The organism is Rhizobium sp. WW22 (assembly GCF_047041135.1).
Lineage (GTDB): Bacteria > Pseudomonadota > Alphaproteobacteria > Rhizobiales > Rhizobiaceae > Rhizobium.
Map to the genome: position 1 here is coordinate 2,237,815 of NZ_CP178198.1, position 23,434 is coordinate 2,261,248.

Sequence of the window (23,434 nt, forward strand, 5' to 3'; positions counted from 1 at the left end):
TCACCCCAAAAGCTTCTTGTTGTCGGGATCGACAAAGACCGGACTGCAGACCTCTGCCGCCACTTCTTCACCGCGCAATCCGTCCCAGACGACCACGCGCTCGCCGATGCGTTCCCGACCCGACTTCAGGAAAGCGAGTGCGATGGAATGACCGAGCGTCGGCGAGAAGCACGCCGAGGAGACATGCCCCTGATCGTTCACGGTCGAAGGTCTCGCGCCCTCCTTCAAAATATGTGCGCCGGCGAGAATTTCCTTAGCCGTATCGATCGGCTTCAAGCCGACAAGCTGGCCGCGGTCGGCGGCAGTCAGACCGAAGCGGGTCGACAGCCGCTTGCCGATGAAATCCGGCTTCTGCGTCGACATCATGCGGCCAAGCCCGACATCGTCAGGGGTCGTTCGTCCATCGAGCTCGTTATGGGTGACGTGGCCCTTCTCGATACGCAGCACGTTCAGAGCTTCGACGCCATAAGGGCAGATGCCATGCGCCTTGCCTGCCTCCATGATGGCATCGGCGACCGCCTCGCCATAACCGGCCGGGACGGCAAGTTCGTAGGCCAGCTCGCCAGAGAAGGAGATGCGGAACAGACGTGCCCTGAGGCCGCCCTTCAGCATGACCTCGGCAGCGGCAAGGAACGGAAAGAACGCGTCGGAAATATCGTCTTCCACGATCTGCTCCAGCACCAGCCGCGCCTTCGGGCCGGCAATCGCCATCTGCGCCCATTGATCGGACGAGGACACGAAGCGAACGTCCAGCTGCGGCCAAAGCGTCTGGGCTGCGAATTCCATATGCGTCATCACCTCGCCGGCCATCGCCGTCGTGGTCGTCATGAAGAAATGATCAGGCGTCAGCCGGCTCGTCGTGCCGTCGTCGAAGACCATGCCGTCTTCGCGCAGCATCAAGCCGTAGCGCGCCTTGCCGATCGGCAGTTTCAGGAAGGCGTTGGAATAGAGGCGATTGAGAAACTCCGCCGCATCCTTGCCGAAAATCTCGATCTTGCCGAGCGTCGACACGTCGCAGATCCCGACATTGTTGCGCACGGTCAGAACCTCACGGTCCACGCTGTCGCGCCAGCCCTTTTCGCCCTGCCGGGCAAACCAGGACGATCGATACCAGAGGCCGGCTTCGACAAAACTTGCGCCGTTCTTCTTCGCCCATCCATGCAGCGGCGATTCCCGAACCGGCTGCGCATGCTTGTCGCGCGCGGTTCCCGCCAGTGCACCAAAGGACACCGGCGTATAGAACGGTCTGAATGTCGTCGTGCCGACGGCCGCCGGGCTGACGCCGCGCATGCCGGCGATAATGCCCGCGGCATTGACATTGCCGAGCTTGCCCTGATCCGTCGCCATGCCGCTCGTCGTGTAGCGCTTGGCATGTTCCACATGGCCGAAGCCTTCGCGCAAAGCGAGGCCAAGATCCTTGGCATGAACGTCGTTCTGGAAGTCGACGAATGCCTTGTCCTTCGCGCCCGGCACATGCCAGATCGCCGCAAAAGACGGGTCATATTCGCCCTCCACTTCGGGCAGTTCGGCCCCATGAGCCTTGCGGCCGAAACCTTCAACGATTTTTCGCGCTTTTCCCGCCCCGTCGGCAAGACAACCGGAAACGCTCTCGATGCCCGCAGCCGAGCCGGCAATCTCCAGCTCGCCGGAGACGATCGGCGCCATGAAGGCCTGCTTCTCGTCCGACCAGACCGGCTTGGCGCCTCGCTGGCAGGCAAGATGGATGATCGGCGACCAGCCGCCCGATATGGCCAGCGCGTCGCAGGTGATCAACTCATCCAGGCCGCCGCGGTCTGCAATGACACCGCTGATGCGATATTTGCCTTTGGTCGCGTGGACGCTTGCCGCATGAACCACGCGCACGCCCTGAGGAGCCGCATCGGCCGATGCAGCGCGCGTATCGAGGATTGCCGAAATCTCGACGCCTGCCGCGGCGAGATCGGCCGCAGTCCGATAGCCGGAGCCACCATTGGTAAAGACCGCTATCTTCTGTCCGGCAACCACGCCATAGCGGTTGAGATAGCTGCGCATGGCGCCCGCCATCATCACGCCGGGACGATCGTTACCGCCGAACACCAGCGGCCGCTCTTCGGCGCCGGAGGCGAGGATGGCGCGCTTGGCGGCGATCCGCCACAGACGCTCGGCCGGCAAGTCGACCGATGGCATCGCCACATGTTTCTGCACCTTCTCGACGGCGCCGAAGACATTGTCGTCATACCAGCCGAACACGGTGGTACGCGGCATCAAGGTGACGTTCTCTAAACCCTGTAATTCCTCAAGGGTCGCCTGCACGAAAACGTCGGCAGAAGCACCGCCAATCGTCAGCTTTTCCGACAATAGCGAGCCGCCAAGTCGAAAACCTTCATCGGCCAATACGACACGCAGGCCTGCGCGGGCAGCGGTCAGAGCCGCCATGATCCCCGCCGGACCGGAGCCGATCACAAGCAGATCGCAATGAGCCCAGGCCTTTTCATAACGATCCGGATCCGCCTGCATGACCGCCTTGCCGAGGCCGGCAGCGCGGCGGATCATCGGCTCATAGACCTTCTCCCAGAAGGCAGCCGGCCACATGAAAGTCTTGTAGTAGAAGCCGGCCCCCAGGAAGGGCGAGAGCAGGCTGTTGACCGAGCCAAAATCATACTTCAGCGACGGCCAGCGGTTCTGACTCACCGCACTCATGCCCTGATAAAGCTCGGCGACAGTGGCGCGCGTATTCGGCTCTGTACGCCCATCCTTGCCGATGGTGACGAGCGCGTTCGGCTCGGCCGAGCCTGCCGTGAGAATACCGCGCGGCCGGTGATATTTGAAACTGCGCCCGACCAGCAGCTGATCGTTGGCAAGCAGGGCGGCAGCAAGTGTGTCGCCCTCCAGACCCTTCATCTCCTTGCCGTCGAATTGGAAGGAAAGCGGCCGGCTGCGATTGACGAGGCCGCCGGTCGACAGACGATAGGAGGTCATCGTGCCGCCTCCTTCGCCTTACCCTCGGCATCGGTAACGGAAAAGACCTCATGGGTGACATTGCTGCGCTCGACGACGAGCCAGCGGCGACATCCGGCGCTATGATGCCAATATTCCTCAATCCGGCCGCGCTCGTTGTCGCGGATGAAGACATAACGGTTCCAGTCCTCGTCCGGCGCCGTCGGCGCGGGACGCGCGACGGAGGCACCGCGAATGGAGAACTCTTCCTTGGGTCGCACGCCGCAATGCGGGCAGTTGATCAAGCTTGCCATTGGTATTGTGCCCTCAATGCAGGTTCGGCTGCGGACCCTTGCCGCCTTCGTCGATCGCAAAGCCGCGCTCGAAGCGGTCAAGACGCAGAAGGCGGCTGACATCGTGGCTTTCGCCCTTGGCAATCAGATGCGCGAAGCAGAAGCCCGAGGCCGGCGTCGCTTTGAAGCCGCCATAGTTCCAGCCGCAGTTCAGATAAAGATTTTCGATGGGCGTGCGATCGATGATCGGCGAACCGTCCATGCTCATATCCATGACGCCGCCCCAGGTGCGCAGCACGCGGACGCGCGACAGGCCGGGAATGAGTGACACGCCCTCCTCCATCGTGTGCTCGACGGTCGCAAGATTGCCGCGCTGCGCATAGGAGCTGTAATAGTCGATATCGGCGCCGAAGACCAAGCCGCCCTTGTCGGATTGCGAGATATAGAAGTGGCCGGCACCGTAGGTGATGACATTGTCGATGACAGGCTTCAGCCCTTCGGAAACGAAGGCCTGCAGCACATGCGTTTCGATCGGCAATTCCAGATCGGCCATATTGCCGAGGATCGATGTATGGCCGGCAGCCGCAAGCGCCAGCTTGTTGCAGCCGATGAAGCCGCGATTGGTCTCGACGCCGGTGACGACGCCGTTTTCGCGGCGGATGCCGATCACTTCGCACTGCTGGATGAGATCGACGCCGCGGCTGTCGGCGCCGCGTGCATAACCCCAGGCGACCGCATCGTGCCGCGCCGTACCGCCGCGCCGCTGCAGGAGGCCTCCGAGGATCGGGAAGCGCGCATGGTCGAAGTTGAGGTAAGGCATCATCCGGCGGACCTGCTCGCGGTTGAGCAGTTCCGCATCGACGCCGTGCATGCGCATGGCATTGCCGCGCCGGGCATAGGCATCGCGCTGGCCATCGGAATGGAACAGGTTGACGATACCGCGCTGGGACACCATCGCATTGTAATTGAAATCCTGCTCCAGCCCTTCCCAGAGCTTCATCGAAAACTCGTAGAAGGGTTCGTTGCCGGGCAGCAGATAGTTGGAGCGGATGATCGTCGTGTTGCGGCCGACATTGCCGGAGCCGATGTAGCTCTTTTCCAGCACGGCGACATTGGTAATGCCGAATTCCTTGGCGAGGTAATAGGCCGTTGCCAGCCCATGCCCGCCGCCGCCGACGATGATCACGTCATAATGTGGTTTCGGCTCCGGCGTCCGCCACACCGGCTGCCAATGGCGATTGCCTGAAAACGCCTGTTTTAGAAGCTGATAAGCCGAATAACGCATGCATTCATCCCGATACTACCGGCGGCACATTCGCATATGCAATAAAAACGACAAGACCCGAAAGTACGAAAAAGCTTCGCAAACAGAACATGTTCTTTTCCGAATGCGCAGTGATGGACGGTGTCTGCTCTGAGAGGAATGCACTGCCAACCCGCGAAAAAGCCTGCATGTGAAACTCGCCACATGGAGCGCTGTTGCTAAGCCCTCGCGCAAGCGCTAAGGCAAACGAGCCGGCGCATCGGAAATCTAAACTTCGCAATCGCAACTTCCTATATATAATGTCCGGAGAATTCAGGCGCGGATCGCGCGCGGAAGACGAAGAAGCACATGCTCGCAACATTTGAAAAGGCAGCGCTCGAAGCAGGAAAGGCCATTCTGGAGGTCTATCGTGCCGGCTATGCTGTTGCCTTCAAGCAGGACATGAGCCCCGTCACTCTGGCCGACGAACGCGCCGAAAACATCATCCTCAGGCACCTCGAACGCGATTTTCCCCATATCCCCGCCATTGCCGAGGAACAGGTTGCCGCCGGCAAGATTCCGGACGTACGCGGCCGCGCCTTCTTTCTGGTGGACCCGCTCGACGGCACCAGGGAATTCATCGAACATCGTGACGAGTTCACCGTCAACATCGCCTATGTCGAGGATGGCATCCCCATCATCGGCATCGTCTACGCGCCGGCGCTCGGTGTCGCTTTTACCGGCGAACCCGGCCGTGCCCGCAAACTGATCGTCGACGAGCAATTTTCCATTGCCGACCGCTTGACCATCGCCGTGCGCGAACCTCCGGCCAAGCTGACCGCGCTCGCCAGCCGCTGCAACAGCAACGCCAAGACCGAAGGCTTCCTCACGGACAATGCGGTTTCCGGCTGCACATCGATCGGTTCGTCGCTGAAATTCTGCCTCCTCGCCGAGGGCAAGGCCGATGTCTATCCGCGCTTCGGCCGGACCATGGAATGGGATACGGCAGCCGGCGATGCCGTGCTCCGGGCGGCGGGCGGCAAGACGGTCACGATCGAAGGCCGCCTTTTGACCTACGGCAAGACTGACCAGAGCGAGGATGCCGATTTCGCCAATCCGCACTTCATCTGCTGGGGCGGACAGAAGCACAGCGTCTCGGCGTAAGTTTATTTTTGCAAGTAAAAACAGTTCTGGAGCCCGCTTCCGAGCCGGAGAACAGTAGAGCGCCTGCCGAGATTTCGGCCTAAAAGCGTAAGTTTTCACTGACGAAAAATCATAGAATGAATGCAATTCCCCTGAAATAACAGGGGCTTCTGCCCGTTTTTCTCAGGCGAAACATACGCAAATCAGCACTTCGCCACATTGATTAAAATTATTAGCAAAGTCTTACCATGTGCTTAGGCAATTTTTAAATGTGGCAAGCTAGAGTGCCACACGTGGTCTTGAGTGTGTGTAGAGAGTCCAATGACCGAAATGATACGTCCCCGAGTGAAGTATGTCATCGGCCCCGATGGCAGCCCGCTGACGATAGCAGACCTTCCGCCGCCGAATACGCGCCGCTGGGTCATTCGTCGTAAGGCAGAGGTTGTCGCCGCCGTGCGTGGTGGTCTGCTGAGCTTGGAAGAAGCCTGCGAACGTTATACGTTGACCGTCGAAGAGTTCCTCTCCTGGCAGTCGTCCATCAATACCCATGGCCTCGCTGGCCTCCGGACGACCCGCATACAGCAGTATCGCCACTGACAGCAGCGACAGCACCACCTTTATTCTATTTGTGTTCGGGCCTCTTTTGTTGCGAAAGAGGCCCGAATTATTTGTTGAAGTGCCGCCCCTAGCGTCCAGGCCGCGGAGCGCTATGGGCTCGCCGGATCCGTATTTCCGACATCGACTTAAACGAAGACGATCCGTTAACAATCTCGAAGGTTGGCAGATGTCGGAGCACATGCAATCCTTATTGCATAAGACGCAACAAGGGAGAAAATCATGGATATCCGCAACGAAAACAACGCATCCGGCGGCCGTTATGTCGCAACCGTCGAAGGCCATGAGGCGGAAATGACCTTTTCCCGCACGTCTCCCAAGCTGATCATCGTCGATCATACCGGCGTGCCGGATGCCCTGCGTGGCAAGGGGGTCGGCCAGGCGCTGTCGCTTCACGCCGTCGAGGAAGCACGGCGCGGCGGCTGGAAGATCATCCCGCTCTGCCCCTTCTTCAAGGCGCAGGCACAACGCCACGATGACTGGCGCGACGTCGTCAATCTCTGACACTCAGGCAATAATCCGTCCAATCGGCCGGATTACTCCTCAAAACGCAAAAGCTGCGCATGGCCGGCCCCGTCACGGCCAGTCATGCGCAGCTTTCAGTACCGCCGCTATACCTTCACACTCCGAAGATGGACCTGCACCGCAACACCTTGATGCTTGATCCGAAGGAGCGACGGAATTGCGATCTCAGGCGCGTGCCCGCGCCGGACCCGAACCATCACGCTCTTCGAGCGCTGCGGCCTTGGCATATTCGGCCTGCATTTCCTCGAGCGAATTTTCCAGCGCCTCTTCCTGAACCTGCAGTTCCCGGATCGATACCTGCAGATTGTCCGCACGCTGGCGGGCAGCCTTGGCAAAGGTCGGGTAGGCAAAATGGCTCGGATCGGAAATGCCGGACTTCTTCTCCTCGACGACGATCTGGCTTTCCAGCTCCTTCGTCATGCGGTCAAATTCCGCCATCATCATCTGCAGCTGCTGCAGCTGACGGCGTTTTTCGTTCACCTGAAACTCTTTCAGGCGAACAAGGCTCTCACGTGACTTCATACGCATTACTCCCGTGATGCGAGACCCCGGCTCTCGATATTCCCGTTCGCCGAACCGCTTTGAGACGGCTTGGTTAAAAAAATTTCCAGCGATCTTAATAAAAGCCTACCGCTGGTAACCTTTCGTTTACGGGCATCGTTAATGATAGGCGTAATGATTTAAGGCTCGGTAAATGGTGTGGTCGGAATTCGACATGTCGGCATTGGTGAGTCAGATGAATCACTTGGCGTCGGTTGTTAATGCGATACTTTAGGAGTCGATTTTACTGATTGTCGTTGGAAAACAGTGCAATGGAAAAATTATTTAATAAATTCGATACGACTTGCCAGAGTGAATCAGAATTTGTTAACCATTACATGGCAGCTTCCAAATCAAGCAGTGATTTGATCGGTATCGCGTTAAGGGGCTGACGACCTTTCGGCGGCGGTAAAGGGGACAATTATGCGGGTTCTACTCATTGAAGACGATAGCGCGACAGCGCAGAGCATCGAGCTGATGCTCAAATCCGAAAGTTTCAACGTCTATACCACCGATCTCGGTGAGGAAGGCGTGGATCTCGGAAAGCTCTACGACTACGACATCATTCTTCTTGATCTCAATCTTCCCGATATGTCTGGCTACGAAGTGCTGCGCACGCTGCGCCTCTCGAAGGTCAAGACGCCGATCCTCATCCTCTCCGGCATGGCCGGCATCGAGGACAAGGTTCGCGGCCTCGGCTTCGGCGCCGACGACTACATGACCAAGCCATTCCATAAGGATGAACTGGTCGCCCGTATTCACGCCATCGTCCGCCGCTCCAAGGGCCATGCCCAGTCGGTGATCATGACTGGCGAACTCATCGTCAACCTCGACGCCAAGACCGTCGAAGTCGGCGGCCAGCGCGTGCATCTGACCGGCAAGGAATATCAGATGCTGGAGCTGCTCTCGCTGCGCAAGGGCACGACGCTCACCAAGGAAATGTTCCTCAACCACCTTTATGGCGGTATGGACGAACCGGAACTGAAGATCATCGACGTCTTCATCTGCAAGCTCCGCAAGAAGCTCGCAAACGCCGCCGGCGGCGCCAACTACATCGAAACCGTTTGGGGCCGCGGCTATGTGCTGCGCGAGCCCGACAGCAGCGATTTCGCCGAAAGCGCCTGAGCCGCCTCCCCACCTTTACCGCCGAATATGCAAAATCCCGCCCTTCGAGGCGGGATTTTTTATGCGCGCCCCCACGATGAAAAGCAAAAATAGCCGCCTCGAAAGGACGGCTATCGGTCGTTGCAGTGATATGCCTCGTTGAAATCAGGCGGCAGCGGCGCGATTGCCGAAGATGGCCGTGAGAATCTTGCGATCGAAGGGCTTCAGCAGAAAATCCGTCGCACCCGCGCGCTTCCCGGCCATCAGCTTGCGAAGATCGGCCTCGATTACGCAGTAATAGATCTTCACATCCTTGCCATCAGGCATGGCGCGGATGCTGGCGATGAGCTCAAGCGCCCCTTCCATGCCGGCATCGACGATCAGATAGTCAGGCATTTCGGCCTGGCAGCGCATCAGCGCTTCGCGCGCGTCTCCGGCTTCGCTCACGAGAAAATCCAGCTCGGACAAAATTCGTTTGCCGACCTTGCGTACGACATCCGACGTGTCCGTTATCATGAACCGCTGCATGTGTGAGCTCCCTGGCATCAGCCGCCATCATCGATGTCGGCTTCAAATTGAAACGATAGGAGCAGCAAACTAAGGATTCGTTACCGTTACATTATCAATTGCGCGAACAACCTCAAGATTGCACAGAATTTTCGATACACGAAATAATAAACCCGCAGCCGATGACCGACTGCGGGCGAAAACGTCGATGGATCGACCCGCTTATTGCGCGGCTTGAGCAGCCATGGTCGCAACGAAGGTCAGTTCCTCCGGCGTCGCATTATAGGAAAGTTCCATGCCGCTCTCCTCGGCAAGAAGCACCGTGTAGTAGGGCTGGATCGAATGTGCGTCGACCGCCTCCTCCAGCGTGCCGGAGCAGATCTCGGCGAATTTCGGCGGCACGCGCATCAGCCGGCCCTTGACGGCGATCGTGAACTTGGCATCGAACTCAGGATTTTCGAGTGTCACCTCGATATTGCCGCCGCGCGGAATGGCGCCATAGGCAACCAGGAAGAGATTGAGCAGCAGCTTCACGCGGTTCTTGGCGATGATCGCACGCGGGCCGATCCAGGTGACCTCGGTCTTCTTCTCGGCCGCGGCGAAATCCTTGGCGGCCCGTTCCGCTTCGCCGGTGTCGATCGAGGCGCCGACCGAACCGGACGCACCGAAGGCAAGGCGGGCGAATTTGAGCCGGACGGATGCGTTGAGCGCACTGGTGCGGATCAGATCCATCGCATCGGCGTCGGCACCACCCTCGTCGAGCAGCTCCAGACCATTGTTGATCGCCCCGACCGGCGAGATCACATCATGGCAGACGCGGCTGCAAAGCAGCGCGGCCAGATCCGGTCCGGTCAGAGCGAGATTGGGATTTTTCGACATTCATTGTCTCCTGAATGCTGACAGGGCAAAGCGAATAGGTCCACCTTGCCACGGTAAGGTTGCTCGAGGGTTTCGCAGCCAGTGTACCGCGCGCCATAATGACACCATATTTGGTAAACCGATTGTTAAGACCATCGACGCAAAATGCATTCATCACCATCAGACTTTTTCGCACGCGAATCGTCCGGCGATGGAGGGGTGGAAAGTCTGAGATAAGGGGTGCGCAGTGCTTGGCGCAATTTTTCGAATGCGTCGTGCTTACCTGCCCCGACTACCGACCATGATGAACGGAAGACTTCCATGCGCTATGAAATCCTGAAGAGAATGCCAAGCCCCGGCACCAGAACGCTCGGCCTCGGCCTGATTCTGGCCATTGTCGCATTCGTGAGTTTCGCATTGCCGGTCCGTCAGGCGGCGGCCGCGCCCACCAATCAGTATTCGGCCCAGGAAATCGTCGATGCCGGCCACTCCTTCTTCGGCTCCACCAGCGGCGGCCTTGCAAAGGTGGTCGAGCGGGCCTTCCAGCAATATGGCCTGCCAAACGGCTACATCCTTGGCCAGGAAGGCTCAGGCGCGTTCCTGGCTGGCCTCACCTATGGCGAAGGCCAGTTGAACACGAAAAATGCCGGCGAGCATCCGCTCTACTGGCAGGGACCTTCGCTCGGCTTCGACTATGGCGGCCAGGGCACCCGCGTCATGATGCTGGTCTACGATCTGCCGAGCATCAACAGCGTTTATACGCGCTTCGGCGGCGTCAGCGGCCAGGCTTTCGTGGTTGCCGGCTTTGGCATGACGGTCCTCAAGAACAACAATATCGTGCTCGTTCCGATCCGCACCGGCCTTGGCGCACGCCTCGGCATCAACATGGGTTATCTGAAGGTCACGCCGAACCCGACCTGGAATCCTTTCTGAACCGATCTTTGATACGATCTCCCAAGCAGCGCACGCCTTGGCCCGCTTCAGTTGCGGGCCTTTTCTTTCCGTAAATTCGTCCCCGCGCCGATAAACCATATCCGCGTTAAATGCTTGCCCGCATGGCTAACCCATGATTAATCATTTTACCAAGATCGAACATAACTCCAGGATACTGGCTGCGTCGTGATTCAATTTGCTCTCTTGTTCGGATTGGGCTTTCTGACGGCCGCTCTACTGGTCTTTCTCATAGCGCCGGCAATCCATCGTCGCATCGTCTGGTTCACCGAGAAACGTCTGAAGGCGACCATGCCCTTGAGCCCGCAGGAAGTGCGCGCGCAGAAGGACATGGCACGCGCGCTTTTCGCGGCCGAAAACGCGCGGACAGAACATGCTCTGACGCAGGAACGCGATAAGATCGTTGCCCTGCAGATTCAGAACGGCAAGCTTCAGCAGGAAGCAAGCCGTCTTTCCGCCGCAGGCTCGGAGTTGCGGACCCGCATCGACGATCTGGAGGTGGAGGCAGGCGAACTGCGCTCGCGCCTGCGCCATGAAGAGAGCTATATCAGCCAGCTGAAATCGAGCATCCACGCCGCCGAGCAGGCCAATGCGGAGAAAGAAGCGGATATCGACAGCGTGCGCAAACGGATGACGAAGATGGGTGCCGATGCCGATAATCTCAGGATCGATCTGGCAGCCCGCGAAACCGAAATCGAGAGCCTGAAGCTGCGCATCAACACATTGCGCGACGAGCGCGATACGTTGCGCCAGGATCTGAATGCGGCAAACCTGCGCGCTACGGATGCCGAACAATCGCTGCGTCAGGAAAGTGACAAGAACAAGCGTCTCGAAGAACGACTCAACCGCGAGATCGCCGGCAATGCCGACAAGGAAACCGCGATCGAGCGCCACGCGCAGGACGTCGTCCGCCTCAGGGAGCGGCTGGAAGCAGCCATCAAGGAATCGAAGGAAGCCGGCAAGGCGCTGCGTTCCGCCGGCCTCGCGCCGCCGAGAAAGACGGCAAAAACACCGAAACTCGCTGCCGCATCGATAGTCGAGAGCAAAGCAGATGAACAGCGTGCCATAACCGAGCCGCCGCAGGCAATGGAACCGGAACGAACAGTGGAAGATGAAATCGCTCTGATGACAGAAGAGGTTCGCAACCGAGCCGCCGCCTTGTCCGACCGCCTGCTGAAAGCCCGCACGCCGGCCCATGACGATGCCATGCGCGAGGAAATCGCCAAGATCGCCGCCAACATGGTCGCCCTGACGGCGCTCAAGGAAGGAGATGGTTCGCCGATCTTCAATCTGCTGCCCAAGGATCGGGAGCCCGCCGAACCCGGCGCCCGCATCAGCCTCGCCGACCGCGTCGCCGCCATACTGCCGAAGCACCCCTGAGCTCTGGAGCAGTTCCAGCAAAAGTGCGAAGCGATTTTGCGTCCGGAACTGCGTAAAAACAAGAAGATAGAGCGTTTTCGCGATTCGAAGAAAAGCGGAAATGCTCTAAAGAGCAACCTGCTCAGATGCGCCCGTTCTTCGCGGCCATCTCGAAAAGGGCGATACCACTCGCCGTTGCGACATTAAGGCTATCCAATCCCGGCGCCTGCGGAATCCGCACGCTGCCGAATGCGGAGAGAATGCTTTCGGGCAAGCCATCCCCTTCCGTGCCGACCACGAGCGCCATGCGCTCCGAAGCCGGGACATTGCGAATATCGACCGCACCTCGCGGCGACAGGCTCCAGATCGCAAATCCGCGCGCGGCAAGCCCCGCAAGCAGCTGAACGCTGCCTGATTGCCGCCGATAGGGCACGGTCAGGATCGAGCCGACCGAAACCCGCAAAGCCTTGCGATAGAGCGGATCGCAACAGCTTTCGTCCAGCAGCACGGCAGCGGCGCCGAAGGCCGCGGCATTGCGGAACATCGAGCCCATATTGTCATGATTGGAAATGCCGCAGCCGACGAGCACGAGCGATTGCTTTGGAAGGCGATCGAATAGACCGCTCGTCCCATCTTCCGCTGTTCTACGCCCCAGGGCCAGAACACCGCGATGGAGATGGAAGCCGACAATACCGTCGAGCACCTCAGCTTCGGCGACATAGATCGGGACATCCGATGGGAAGGTGTCGATGATATCGCTCAAGCCAGCTATGCGGTTTTTGAGCAACAGCACTTTCTCAGCGAGGAAATCTCCGGCCGCCGCATGCACGCCGGCGAGAAGCCGCAGCACGACAGTCCCTTCCGCTATGAAGCGGTTCTCTCGACCCGTCAGATCGCGTTCGCGGATATTGCGGAATTCGGCGATACGCGGATCGTCGGGATGCCTAATCTCGATCAGCCGCTCACTCGCCATCATGAAGCCGTCAGTTGGATAGCGATATGGTCGCCACGATGCGGCCGATACCGTAATCGAAGACTATGGCCTGGCGCTGGCCGCTGGCAAGCGTGCCGTAGAACAGCACCTGATTGCCCGACAGCGCCGTGGACTGCACCGTAAAGCCCGCCGGCAATAGAGCCGTCACAGCAAGCGGGGCATCGGACGGGATGCTGGACGCCGCCTGGCCCGCAGGCTTGGCCGCCGGTTTCATCGTCTTGTAGACAACGGCGCCGAAGACAGCCATAAGGCTCACCACCATGACGGCCGCAGAGACGATCTGCAGGCGGATCATCTTGCGTCGGACTTTCTCCAGGGCCGGATCGAGGGGCTTTTCCTCTTGATCGTCTGGCTCGAGATTCGTCATCGATGCGTCCTTGCTTCCAGTAGAGCGCTTTGTGCGCCGGAGAATATGTTTGAGCGACCCCTTTAAAGAAGCCGTGGACAATAGAAAAGTCCTAACCGCCGATGAAAATGCTGAAGGACGGCTCGATTCCTGGCTGACGGCCGAGATCGGCGAGGAATTTTCCCGCAGCCGCGTGCAAGGACTCATCAAGGACGGCGCCGTTACGCTCAAGGGCGCTGCGGTGACAGACGCCAAACGCAAGGTGCGCCCCGGCGACGTCTATGAGATCACGCTGCCCGAGCCTGAAGATCCGACACCGCAGGGCGAAGATATCCCGCTCGACGTGCTCTACGAGGACGACGATGTCATCGTCATCTCCAAGCCCGCGGGATTGGTTGTTCATCCCGGTGCAGGCAATTGGACCGGAACATTGGTCAACGCGCTGATCCATCATTGCGGCAACAGCCTTTCCGGCATCGGCGGCGTCCGCCGCCCGGGCATCGTTCATAGGCTGGACAAGGATACAACCGGTGTCATGGTCGTCGCCAAGAATGACGTGGCTCACCGACATCTCTCTTTACAATTTGCCGATCACGGCCGCACGACTTCGCTCGAGCGTGCCTATCAGGCAATCGTCTGGGGACGCCCTCGCCAACTCGTCGGCACCATCGATGCCCCTCTCGGCCGGTCAAGCAGCGACCGCACGCGCCGCGCCGTCAAGCGCCCGGATTCGCAGGATGCCGACGAGGCGATCACGCATTACGAGGTGCTGGAGCGCTTTCACGAGACACCGGACGCGACCGCGCTTGCCTCACTGATCGAATGCCATCTGGAAACCGGCCGAACGCACCAGATCCGTGTGCATATGGCGCATATCGGCCACCCGCTGCTCGGCGATGCCGTTTACGGTGGTGGCTTCAAGACCAAGGCCAATCTCCTGCCGGAAGCCGCAAAACAGGCCGTCCATCGCTTCACGCGCCAGGCACTGCATGCCTACATGCTGCAATTCGAGCATCCCCGTACCGGCGAAGTCATGCATTTCGAGGCACCTTTGCCTGAGGATATGGAAGAGCTGGCGGCGGCGCTCAGAGGATAGGCGCCGAACATCACAATGACTGGACGTCCGTCCCCTTCCGCCCTATAATATCGCGTATGAAGGACCGATGTCCGAGCGCCTGTGCTGACCGAAAACGCGACTGCGTTTGGGAGGTCGACATGGTCATGCCGCATGGCGCTGGATTGTTCGGGAGGATAATCCCAAGGGCGATGTTCCGGCGAGACCTGCGGTCACGCCGAGATAACACTTGCGTGACCACATCCTTGAATCACCGTTTTGCCGTACTTATCTTTACATTGGTTAAGTGCGGGGTCGCAGGACCCGTACGCCTTGGTCCGCTTCGCAGAAGGCGCTCAAAATACGCCCCCAGAAGGAACCAAATCTCGAATAGGAGGGTGCAAGATCATGGCCCGTAATACCTTACCGTCCATCGCTGCCGGAGAAGCCGGCCTCAATCGTTATCTCGACGAGATCCGCAAGTTCCCGATGCTGGAGCCGCAGGAAGAGTATATGCTCGCCAAGCGCTACGCTGAACATGCCGACCGTCAGGCTGCACATAAGCTCGTCACCAGCCATCTGCGCCTCGTGGCGAAGATTGCTATGGGCTATCGCGGCTATGGCCTGCCGATTGGCGAAGTCGTGTCTGAAGGCAATGTCGGCCTGATGCAGGCCGTCAAGAAGTTCGACCCGGAACGCGGTTTCCGTTTAGCAACCTATGCCATGTGGTGGATCAAGGCCTCTATCCAGGAGTACATCCTGCGCTCGTGGTCGCTGGTGAAGATGGGCACGACGGCCAACCAGAAGCGCCTGTTCTTCAACCTGCGCCGCCTGAAGGGCCGCATCCAGGCCATCGATGACGGCGATTTGAAGCCGGAGCATGTCACCGAGATCGCCACGAAGCTGAACGTCTCGGAGGAAGAGGTCGTTTCGATGAACCGCCGCCTGTCCGGCGACGCTTCGCTGAACGCACCGATCAAGGCTTCAGAAGGTGATTCCGGCCAGTGGCAGGATTGGCTCGTCGATGATCACGACAGCCAGGAAGACGTGCTGATCGAACAGGACGAGCTTGATACCCGCCGCCGCATGCTGGCGCGCGCCATGGGCGTGCTGAACGACCGTGAACGCCGGATCTTCGAGGCACGCCGCCTCGCCGAGGAACCGGTAACGCTGGAGGACCTGTCGTCCGAGTTCGACATTAGCCGCGAACGCGTGCGCCAGATCGAGGTTCGCGCCTTCGAAAAGGTGCAGGAAGCCGTCCAGAAGGATGCGCTAGAACGTGCCAAGGCCCTGCGCGTTGTCGAAGCAACTGCGTAACGTTTCCTTCACAGAAGATTTTGACCGATAAAAGAAAGGCGGGCCAAAAGCCTGCCTTTTCCATATCCATAGATGTCCGCTGGCTTACTGGCCGCTCGAGGCGACGCCGCCAAGCGCCTGCCACTCCGAAATCGCCTTGTTGAAGGCATCCGTTCCGGTCGGGCCTTTTTCCATGGTCAACAGCGCCCGGCGACCGTTACGATAGACCACTGGAATATCGATCCAGTTGCGGCTCTTCAACAGATCGAGATTGGTCTTGCGCGCATCCGGGAAATCGTTGAGCGCCACCATATAGACATCGTCGGTAACCTTGGCCGGAACCGCGATCAACGCATCGCCGCGATCCTGCTCGGTCGCCTTCAGTGCGACGCGCTGAACGTTGTCGATCGCGCCGCCTTCGAAATTCGGCGGCACCTGGAAGGCAAGCTCGATCAGATGGCTCGCCGGCAGCGAGGAATCCGAGTTCCGCGAAACTGTGATCGTCGCGGTCAGGCCGCGATCCGGAACGGTAATGAGACCCTGCACCGAAGGCTCCGGTCGGCCGTCGGCCCCCTTGCCTTCCTGCAGCGACCAGCTGACCGTGCCCTGGAAGGCCGTGGGCGACGTCTGGCCGAGGCGCTCCTCATAGAGGAAAACCTTCTGTCCGTCGGTTGCCGGAGCCGTCTGCTGAGTCACGGGCGGCGGCTGGTTGGCGGCCGCCTGTTGCTGCTGGTTGGCGGCAGGTGCCTGCTGATCCGTAGAGGCAGATGGCGTATTCGACGTGGCGGTTGCGGGCGCCTGGGTCTGTGGAGCAGCCGCGCCGGCATTGTTGGCGGCCGGCGGCGTTGCCGTGGCTGCAGGTGCCGCAGAGGCAACATTCTGTTCAGCGACGGACTTGCCTTCAACGAGGCCGGGCTGCCCGGTTGGAGCGGGACCTTTATCCTCTTCGGTACCATTCGCCAGGAGACGCTGCGTGAACTTCGTATTGACCGTATTTGGATCGCTGGCCAATGCTGCGGCACCCGGCTGCTGAGCGGCCGTATTGGTCTGCTGGGGCGCGGTCGTCGGCTGGGCAGGGGCTGCAGCATTGCCGTTGTTCGGCGTATTGCTGCCGGCCGTATCCGACGTCGAGGGTGCCGTCGCATTCTTCGGTGCGGAACTGACGAGCTTCGTCGCCATATTGTTGAGTGCGTCCCGGTTCAGCCAAGCTGCGTAGCCACCGCCTCCAACGACGGCAAGACCGACGAGCGTGACGATGATACCGGTAACATTGATCCGGCGACGCTTCGGTTCCATGCGGAAGCTGCGGCCCTGCAGCTTCGCCGCCATCGCCTGATCGAGATCGGGCGGAACGGCGGAGCCATCGCCACGGTCGTCTTCAGCGCGTTTGTCGAAGCCGGCAAGCTCCTTGAGTTCGCGCCAGCCGTCATTGTTTGCATCGGCTTCGGACGCCGCTTTCCTGGACGGATGCACATCCGCAAAGAGATCAACATCATCGAAGGCATTTTCGGGCATTTGCCGAGCTGGCTGCTGCGCGCGCTTGGAAACCGCCGATGCCGGCTGCATTTCCTCGAAAACATCCGCGTCCCAGGTAAAGCCCGTGTTGACGGCGGGTGCCTTGGAATTGACCGGCCCTTCGACCGGTTGGCCAAAGGGCGCTTCCGTAAAAGCTGCGGCCGGCATGACCGGGTCGGTATGACGGGCCGTCTCCGGTTCGGGCGCGGTGTGGGAGGCAGGCGCATCCACTTCCGCCCAGATCTGCTCGACCTGGCTTATGACATCGTCTACCTGCCTTGGCGGCACATGCTGCGCGGTTGCTGCAGCGACTGCCGGCGCTTCTTCCACATGGTGCAGCTCCGCATGCTGTTGCGGCTCTTCCCAATGTCTCTGCGGCTCCTCATGGTAAACCGGCTCAGGGGCCGGCTCCTCGCGAGCCTCGGCATGATGTTCAGCGCCGACATGCTCGGCAGCCGGAGCAAAAGGCTCGCCTGACGGCTGCGGCTCGCTCCATTCCTCGATGGACTCGTGTTCCTGCGCATGCCGCTCTTCGACGTGCGCGGCCGGCGCCTCATAAGCCGGCTCTTCCTCGATCGGAGCAACAGCGTCCGGCTCCTCATGGGCATGAACCTCGGCCGGTGCCGGCGCAGGCTCTTCCTCATGCGGCTCGGCATGGGCTTCCCCAGGCTCATGATGGTCGTGAGCGGGCTCGGAAGCGACCTCTTCATGCGGCGCGGGCGCTTCCGCAACCGGCGGCTCCTCGCTACCCGGCAAAGCCTCGGCATGTTCGGCCTCGACCTCGACGATGGCTGCCTCAAGCTTGTCGAGCTGGCGACGCAGCATTTCCTCGGGCGGGCGCGGCTTCATGCTCTCGAGCTGCCGTTGCACGGCACCACGAGCTCGATCGTAAACCTTGACCCGCATTTCGGGAGTATTGTCCGTCAGGCCGTCAACGGCCCGTCGAATAACTGCTACAAAATCCGCCATCAGTACTTTCTCATGATGCCCGGTGTGCAGCCGGGCCGGGATTCGTCATAGATGCGCAACTCTAGCCCTCAAAGGGGTCGGTCACAAGTATGGTGTCCTCGCGCTCCGGACTGGTCGAAAGCAGCGCCACAGGCGCGCCGATCAGCTCTTCCACCTGACGCACATATTTGATCGCCTGCGCCGGCAGATCGGCCCACTTGCGGGCGCCGACAGTCGATTCCTTCCAGCCCTCGAGCGTGATGTAGACCGGCTCGACGCGGGCCTGCGCTGCCTGGCTTGCCGGCAGATAATCGATTTCCTTGCCGTCCAGCTTGTAACCGACGCAGATCTTCAGCTCGTCCAGACCGTCGAGCACGTCGAGTTTGGTAAGCGCAATGCCGGTAATACCGGAAGTCTTGACGGTCTGGCGCACCAGTACGGCATCGAACCAACCGCAGCGGCGCGGACGGCCGGTATTGACGCCCACTTCGCGGCCGACGGTCGACAGATGGTTGCCGATCTCGTCATGCAATTCGCAAGGGAAAGGCCCCTCGCCGACGCGGGTCGTATAGGCTTTGGTGATACCAAGCACATAGCCGAGCGCCGTCGGGCCGAGGCCCGAGCCGGCAGCGGCCTGACCGGCGACCGTGTTGGACGAGGTCACGAACGGATAGGTGCCGTGATCATTGTCCAGGAGAGCGCCCTGCGCTCCTTCGAAAAGGATGCGGGCACCAGCCTTGCGCTGCTCGTCGAGCAAGCGCCAGACCTGATCGATATAGGGAAGAATATGCTCCGTTACGGAGCTCAGTTCCTCGTGCAGGGCGTCAAAGGAGATTTCGTCGACGCCCATGCCGCGGCGCAGCGCATTGTGATGCGTCAGCAGCCGGTCGATCTTGGCAGGCAGCGTTTCCGGTTCGGCAAGGTCGATGACGCGAATGGCGCGGCGGCCGACCTTGTCCTCATAGGCCGGGCCAATGCCGCGGCGCGTCGTGCCGATCTTCGTACCGCTATTGGAAGCAGCGTCTTCGCGCATGGCATCGAGATCGCGGTGTAGCGACAGGATCAGCGGCGCGTTCTCGGCGATACGCAGCACGTCGGGGGTAACGGCAACGCCCTGGGCGCGCAGCTTTTCGACCTCCGCGACGAAATGATGAGGATCGACGACCACGCCGTTGCCGATGACGCTGAGCTTGCCGCGCACGAGCCCGGAGGGCAGCAACGCAAGCTTGTAGCTGACACCATCGACAACAAGCGTATGACCGGCATTATGACCGCCCTGAAAGCGTACAATCACATCGGCGCGTTCCGAAAGCCAGTCGACAATCTTGCCCTTGCCTTCGTCACCCCATTGCGAGCCGATCACTACAACATTCGTCATTTATCCAATCCCGCTTCCTGCGCGCGGCGGCGCGCCTTGCTCAAACCCGCGCATCTATAAAGCTTTGTTTTTGGGAAAGCGACCCTGTTGTCTCAGGAGATTCGGCTTTTTGCATGACGAATCAGCGCCTCCAACAGGATTTTTCCCCTGTCGCAGTTCCGATGGCCTTTCAACGGCCCTCTCCGAAGGCGATCCCTGCTCATCAAAACTCGGCTTGACCGCTAGGGCAACGCCATCGTTAAGGCCTCGCGCGGCGCTGGATCAAGAGCAGCTAACCAAGCTCAAGCGTGGTGACGCCGAAGACGCGATCGAGCGGGATTTCCGGTGCTTTGCCGCGATACATGCGCGCCGTCTCAAATACCGGAGACAGACCGCAATCTTCCGCAAGCCTGATCGCCTGCACATTATCGACCGGCACATCAAGAGAGACCGACTGCCCATTGGTCTTGGCAAGCAGTTTGCTCATCAATGCAAGCGCGACCTCCGGCTTGTTGGCAAACAGCGGACCGATCTTGTAACCCTCGAAACAGCGGCGGATCGTGCCGTAACCGCGAACCCTGCTACCACCACCAACGATGAATGATGCCCGCCTTTGGGGAGCGCCGCACCAGGCCCGGATGAAGGAGTGACGCAAGCCGGGGAAAATTTCAGCATCATAGTGCACCAGCGCCTCGAGCTTGCCGTCCGCGACGGGCGTCACCTGCCTTGCCTGCGCTTCATCCACCTCAGGTACTTTGGGGATACCGCCATAGCGCAGCGTCCGATAAGCCATCTCGAAACCGTGCCGCCGGTAATTTTCCTGTTGTGCGACGACCCCATCCAGCCCGACGACGCGATTGCCGGCAAGCGTCATGCCCTTGTTCCAGAGCTGCTTGCCATATCCCCTCCCGCGAAACTCGGGATGAAGCATATAAAGACCGAGGAAAGCGAAAGCCTCGCCATAGCGGACGACGGATATGCAACCGACGGGAACCTCGCCGATGGCGCCGATCAGAAAGCCGGCCGGGTCCGCCTCCCAGAAGGCCTGTGCATCGTCAATGCCGGGATTCCAGCCTTCTTGCCGAGCCCATTCCAGAGCAAGCTCCAGCTCGCCAGCCCGCATTGTCCGCACGGCAAAAGTCGATTTCATGCAAAAGTCCCGAACCGCCCATATATCGCCGCCGCCCTGCCGCACGACCGCACCCAATTCATCATGTGGCAACATGCTGCCAATCACAAGCAATAGGCTATCATAGATTTAAAGTGCAAAGGCTTCGTTTCACTTGAAAAACAAGATGATCGCGCATGCCGGAGGTCGACGAAGCTTCCGTGATACTTCTGTTGCAATCCTCTTAAAGCCGGCATCGCATATAGGCGCCGCTCGCGATCCTGTGTATATACGCAGATGATCGCCCATGCCGCCGTTGCATTTCAACGCGACGCCCGGCGCCAGCAAAAGGATTGAAGTTTCATGCGCATCACGATGATCGGCTCAGGTTATGTGGGGCTTGTATCGGGTGTCTGCTTTGCCGATTTTGGACACGATGTCATTTGCGTCGACAAGGACGCCAACAAGATCGACGCGCTGCAACGCGGCGAGATACCGATCTTCGAGCCGGGCCTCGAACAGCTCGTTGCCGACAATGTGCGAGCCGGCCGCCTCTCCTTCACTACTGATGTAGAGACGAGCGTTGCCGCAAGCGATGTCGTCTTCATTGCGGTCGGCACCCCTTCCCGGCGCGGCGACGGCCATGCCGACCTCTCCTATGTCTATGCCGCTGCTCGCGAAATTGCCGAGCACGTCAAGGACTTCACCGTCATCGTCACCAAGTCGACCGTACCGGTCGGCACCGGCGACGAAGTCGAGCGTATCGTGCGCGAAACCAATCCCAGCGCCGATGTCGCCGTTGTCTCCAATCCGGAATTCCTGCGCGAAGGTGCGGCCATCGAGGATTTCAAGCGTCCCGACCGCATCGTCATCGGGCTCAATGACGAGCGTGCCCGTGGCGTCATGACCGAAGTCTACCGCCCCCTCTATCTCAACCAGGCGCCGCTGCTCTTTACCTCCCGCCGCACGTCGGAGCTGATCAAATACGCCGCCAACGCCTTTCTCGCCATGAAGATCACCTTCATCAACGAGATGGCCGATCTCTGCGAGAAGGTCGGCGCCAATGTGCAGGAAGTCTCGCGCGGCATCGGCCTAGACGGCCGCATCGGCTCAAAATTCCTGCATGCCGGCCCGGGCTACGGCGGCTCCTGCTTCCCGAAAGATACGCTGGCGCTCGCCAAGACGGCTCAGGATTACGACAGCCCCGTGCGCCTGATCGAAACGACCGTATCGATCAACGACAACCGCAAGCGCGCCATGGGGCGCAAGGTCGTCACGGCCATGGGCGGCGATATCAGAGGCAAGTCGGTAGCCGTCCTCGGTCTGACCTTCAAGCCGAATACCGACGACATGCGTGACAGCCCGGCCATCTCGATCATCCAGACGCTGCAGGATGCCGGCGCCACGGTGACCGGCTACGATCCCGAAGGCATGGAGAATGCCCGCCAGGTGATCGACAACATCGCCTATGCCGAGGATGCCTATAGCGCCGCACGCGGCGCCGATGCGCTCGTCATCGTGACGGAATGGAACCAGTTCCGCGCGCTGGATTTTGCCCGGCTCAAATCCATCATGAAGGCTCCGGTCCTCGTCGACCTCAGAAACATCTATCGCCGTGACGAGGTCGCAAAGCACGGCTTTGCCTATACAAGCGTCGGCAGACCCTCGAGCGACGACACACTTTAGAGCGTCTACGCATTCCGAACGGAAAACCCCTACGCACCTTTCCTCGAAATGCTTTAAGCAAAGGCCGATCAATGCGTTATCTCATCACCGGCACCGCCGGCTTTATCGGATTCCACCTTGCCAGGCGCCTGCTTGACGAGGGACATTTTGTCGTCGGTTTCGACGGCATGACGCCCTACTACGACGTCAACCTCAAAGAAAGCGTACAGCCATTCTCGCCCGCTCCAACGGCTTCAAGGCCGTCACTGGCATGCTGGAAGACAAGGCAGCGCTGGATCGCGCCGCCGAACTCGCCGAACCTGATGTGATCGTCCATCTCGCCGCACAGGCCGGCGTCCGCTATAGCCTCGAAAATCCACGTTCCTACGTCGATTCCAATCTTGTCGGTTCGTTCAACATCCTGGAATTGGCGAGAAACCTGCAGCCGAAGCACCTGCTCCTTGCCTCCACCTCGTCGGTCTATGGCGCCAACGAAAAGATTCCCTTTGCCGAAAGCGACAAGGCCGACGAGCAGATGACGATCTATGCAGCGACTAAGAAGAGCATGGAGCTGATGGCGCACAGCTACGCCCATCTCTTCAACATACCAACGACCGCTTTCCGCTTCTTCACGGTTTACGGCCCCTGGGGGCGCCCGGATATGGCGCTGTTCAAATTCGTCGATGCCATCAAGAACGACAGGCCGATCGAGATCTACGGCGAAGGCAAGATGAGCCGCGATTTCACCTATATCGATGATCTCGTCGAAGGCATCGTGCGCCTCATCGGCGTCGTGCCGTCGGAGGAAAACCGGATCGTGTCGGAGACGATCATCGACACTCTCTCGAAGAATGCCCCTTTCCGGGTGGTCAATATCGGCGGCGGCCAGCCCGTCGGGCTGATGAGCTTTGTCGAAACCATCGAGACGATGCTCGGCAAGAAGGCGATCCGCAAGATGCTGCCCATGCAGCCTGGCGACGTACACAATACCTATGCCGTCCCGGATCTGCTGGTGGCGCTGACTGGCTTCAGGCCGCAGATCGAAGTCGATGAAGGCGTGAAGCGCTTCGTCGAGTGGTATCAGGACAACTATTGAG

20 protein-coding genes and 1 pseudogene are annotated in these 23,434 nt (G+C 59.8%); 10 read left to right on the plus strand and 11 right to left on the minus strand.

Annotation, left to right across the window (positions count from 1 at the left end; genetic code table 11):
- Genes ACK83U_RS11085 through ACK83U_RS11095 form a run of 3 tightly spaced genes read right to left on the minus strand, consistent with a single transcriptional unit; the run spans position 1 to position 4,494 of the window.
- Positions 1–2,958 carry a sarcosine oxidase subunit alpha family protein gene (locus tag ACK83U_RS11085; protein ID WP_112604458.1) on the minus strand — a complete coding sequence of 986 codons (2,958 nt, stop codon included), beginning with the start codon at positions 2,956–2,958 and terminating at the stop codon, positions 1–3.
- Positions 2,955–3,230 carry a sarcosine oxidase subunit delta gene (locus tag ACK83U_RS11090; protein WP_112604456.1) on the minus strand — a complete coding sequence of 92 codons (276 nt, stop codon included), beginning with the start codon at positions 3,228–3,230 and terminating at the stop codon, positions 2,955–2,957. Before ACK83U_RS11090 ends, ACK83U_RS11085 begins: the two co-directional genes overlap by 4 nt.
- Positions 3,231–3,243: 13 nt before the next feature.
- Entirely contained in the window at positions 3,244–4,494 is a 1,251-nt protein-coding gene (locus ACK83U_RS11095; protein ID WP_112604454.1) for a sarcosine oxidase subunit beta family protein, read from the minus strand.
- 327 nt (positions 4,495–4,821) lie between these two features.
- Here ACK83U_RS11095 and cysQ point away from each other — a divergent pair, with 327 nt between their 5' ends.
- From cysQ to ACK83U_RS11110, 3 genes are all read left to right on the plus strand, one after another.
- Entirely contained in the window at positions 4,822–5,616 is a 795-nt protein-coding gene (cysQ, locus tag ACK83U_RS11100; RefSeq protein ID WP_112604452.1) for a 3'(2'),5'-bisphosphate nucleotidase CysQ, read from the plus strand.
- A 300-nt stretch (positions 5,617–5,916) separates the two neighbouring features.
- The gene (locus ACK83U_RS11105; protein WP_004107124.1) at positions 5,917–6,192 is read left to right on the plus strand and encodes a DUF1153 domain-containing protein; all 276 of its coding nucleotides are present in this window, start codon (positions 5,917–5,919) and stop codon (positions 6,190–6,192) included.
- A 240-nt stretch (positions 6,193–6,432) separates the two neighbouring features.
- Positions 6,433–6,714: a GNAT family N-acetyltransferase gene (locus ACK83U_RS11110; RefSeq protein WP_112604450.1), complete on the plus strand. Its 282-nt coding sequence runs from the start codon at positions 6,433–6,435 to the stop codon at positions 6,712–6,714.
- A 186-nt stretch (positions 6,715–6,900) separates the two neighbouring features.
- On the opposite strand, the gene ACK83U_RS11115 is transcribed toward ACK83U_RS11110, so the two are convergent.
- Positions 6,901–7,257 carry a flagellar export protein FliJ gene (locus tag ACK83U_RS11115; protein WP_075851407.1) on the minus strand — a complete coding sequence of 119 codons (357 nt, stop codon included), beginning with the start codon at positions 7,255–7,257 and terminating at the stop codon, positions 6,901–6,903.
- Between the two features lie 441 nt (positions 7,258–7,698).
- On the opposite strand from ACK83U_RS11115, the gene ctrA reads away from it, so the two are divergent.
- Positions 7,699–8,400 carry a response regulator transcription factor CtrA gene (ctrA, locus tag ACK83U_RS11120; protein ID WP_069611718.1) on the plus strand — a complete coding sequence of 234 codons (702 nt, stop codon included), beginning with the start codon at positions 7,699–7,701 and terminating at the stop codon, positions 8,398–8,400.
- A gap of 144 nt (positions 8,401–8,544) precedes the next feature.
- Here the strand turns inward: ctrA and ACK83U_RS11125 are convergent, their stop codons facing one another.
- The gene (locus ACK83U_RS11125; protein WP_112334930.1) at positions 8,545–8,907 is read right to left on the minus strand and encodes a response regulator; all 363 of its coding nucleotides are present in this window, start codon (positions 8,905–8,907) and stop codon (positions 8,545–8,547) included.
- A gap of 201 nt (positions 8,908–9,108) precedes the next feature.
- Entirely contained in the window at positions 9,109–9,765 is a 657-nt protein-coding gene (gene chpT / locus ACK83U_RS11130; protein WP_015340859.1) for a histidine phosphotransferase ChpT, read from the minus strand.
- 300 nt (positions 9,766–10,065) lie between these two features.
- Between chpT and ACK83U_RS11135 the strand changes: the two genes are divergently transcribed.
- Together ACK83U_RS11135 and ACK83U_RS11140 are read left to right on the plus strand one after the other, a co-directional pair.
- Positions 10,066–10,677: a DUF1134 domain-containing protein gene (locus ACK83U_RS11135; RefSeq protein ID WP_112334931.1), complete on the plus strand. Its 612-nt coding sequence runs from the start codon at positions 10,066–10,068 to the stop codon at positions 10,675–10,677.
- A gap of 186 nt (positions 10,678–10,863) precedes the next feature.
- Positions 10,864–12,075: a hypothetical protein gene (locus tag ACK83U_RS11140; RefSeq protein WP_112604448.1), complete on the plus strand. Its 1,212-nt coding sequence runs from the start codon at positions 10,864–10,866 to the stop codon at positions 12,073–12,075.
- A gap of 121 nt (positions 12,076–12,196) precedes the next feature.
- Here the strand turns inward: ACK83U_RS11140 and ACK83U_RS11145 are convergent, their stop codons facing one another.
- Together ACK83U_RS11145 and ACK83U_RS11150 are read right to left on the minus strand one after the other, a co-directional pair.
- Positions 12,197–13,027: a TrmH family RNA methyltransferase gene (locus ACK83U_RS11145; RefSeq protein ID WP_112605585.1), complete on the minus strand. Its 831-nt coding sequence runs from the start codon at positions 13,025–13,027 to the stop codon at positions 12,197–12,199.
- 10 nt (positions 13,028–13,037) lie between these two features.
- Entirely contained in the window at positions 13,038–13,415 is a 378-nt protein-coding gene (locus ACK83U_RS11150) for a hypothetical protein (RefSeq protein WP_112604446.1), read from the minus strand.
- A gap of 49 nt (positions 13,416–13,464) precedes the next feature.
- Here ACK83U_RS11150 and ACK83U_RS11155 point away from each other — a divergent pair, with 49 nt between their 5' ends.
- Both ACK83U_RS11155 and rpoH read left to right on the plus strand, forming a co-directional pair.
- On the plus strand, positions 13,465–14,490 hold the full coding sequence (locus tag ACK83U_RS11155) for an RluA family pseudouridine synthase (RefSeq protein ID WP_112604444.1): 1,026 nt from the start codon (positions 13,465–13,467) through the stop codon (positions 14,488–14,490).
- Positions 14,491–14,856: 366 nt separating this feature from the next.
- Positions 14,857–15,765 carry an RNA polymerase sigma factor RpoH gene (gene rpoH, locus ACK83U_RS11160; RefSeq protein WP_015340865.1) on the plus strand — a complete coding sequence of 303 codons (909 nt, stop codon included), beginning with the start codon at positions 14,857–14,859 and terminating at the stop codon, positions 15,763–15,765.
- A gap of 84 nt (positions 15,766–15,849) precedes the next feature.
- Here the strand turns inward: rpoH and ACK83U_RS11165 are convergent, their stop codons facing one another.
- From ACK83U_RS11165 to ACK83U_RS11175, 3 genes are all read right to left on the minus strand, one after another.
- The gene (locus ACK83U_RS11165; protein WP_112604442.1) at positions 15,850–18,228 is read right to left on the minus strand and encodes a hypothetical protein; all 2,379 of its coding nucleotides are present in this window, start codon (positions 18,226–18,228) and stop codon (positions 15,850–15,852) included.
- Positions 18,229–18,289: 61 nt separating this feature from the next.
- Positions 18,290–19,585, minus strand: coding sequence for an adenylosuccinate synthase (locus tag ACK83U_RS11170; RefSeq protein WP_112604440.1), 1,296 nt, complete (start codon positions 19,583–19,585; stop codon positions 18,290–18,292).
- A gap of 271 nt (positions 19,586–19,856) precedes the next feature.
- Complete coding sequence (locus ACK83U_RS11175) at positions 19,857–20,714, minus strand: GNAT family N-acetyltransferase (RefSeq protein WP_112605582.1); 858 nt, start codon at positions 20,712–20,714, stop codon at positions 19,857–19,859.
- Positions 20,715–21,035: 321 nt separating this feature from the next.
- Between ACK83U_RS11175 and ACK83U_RS11180 the strand changes: the two genes are divergently transcribed.
- A complete protein-coding gene (locus ACK83U_RS11180) occupies positions 21,036–22,358 on the plus strand; it encodes a UDP-glucose dehydrogenase family protein (RefSeq protein ID WP_112604438.1) in 1,323 nt (440 codons plus the stop codon).
- 71 nt (positions 22,359–22,429) lie between these two features.
- A pseudogene (locus ACK83U_RS11185) lies at positions 22,430–23,433 on the plus strand (NAD-dependent epimerase).
- Position 23,434 lies beyond the last annotated feature (1 nt).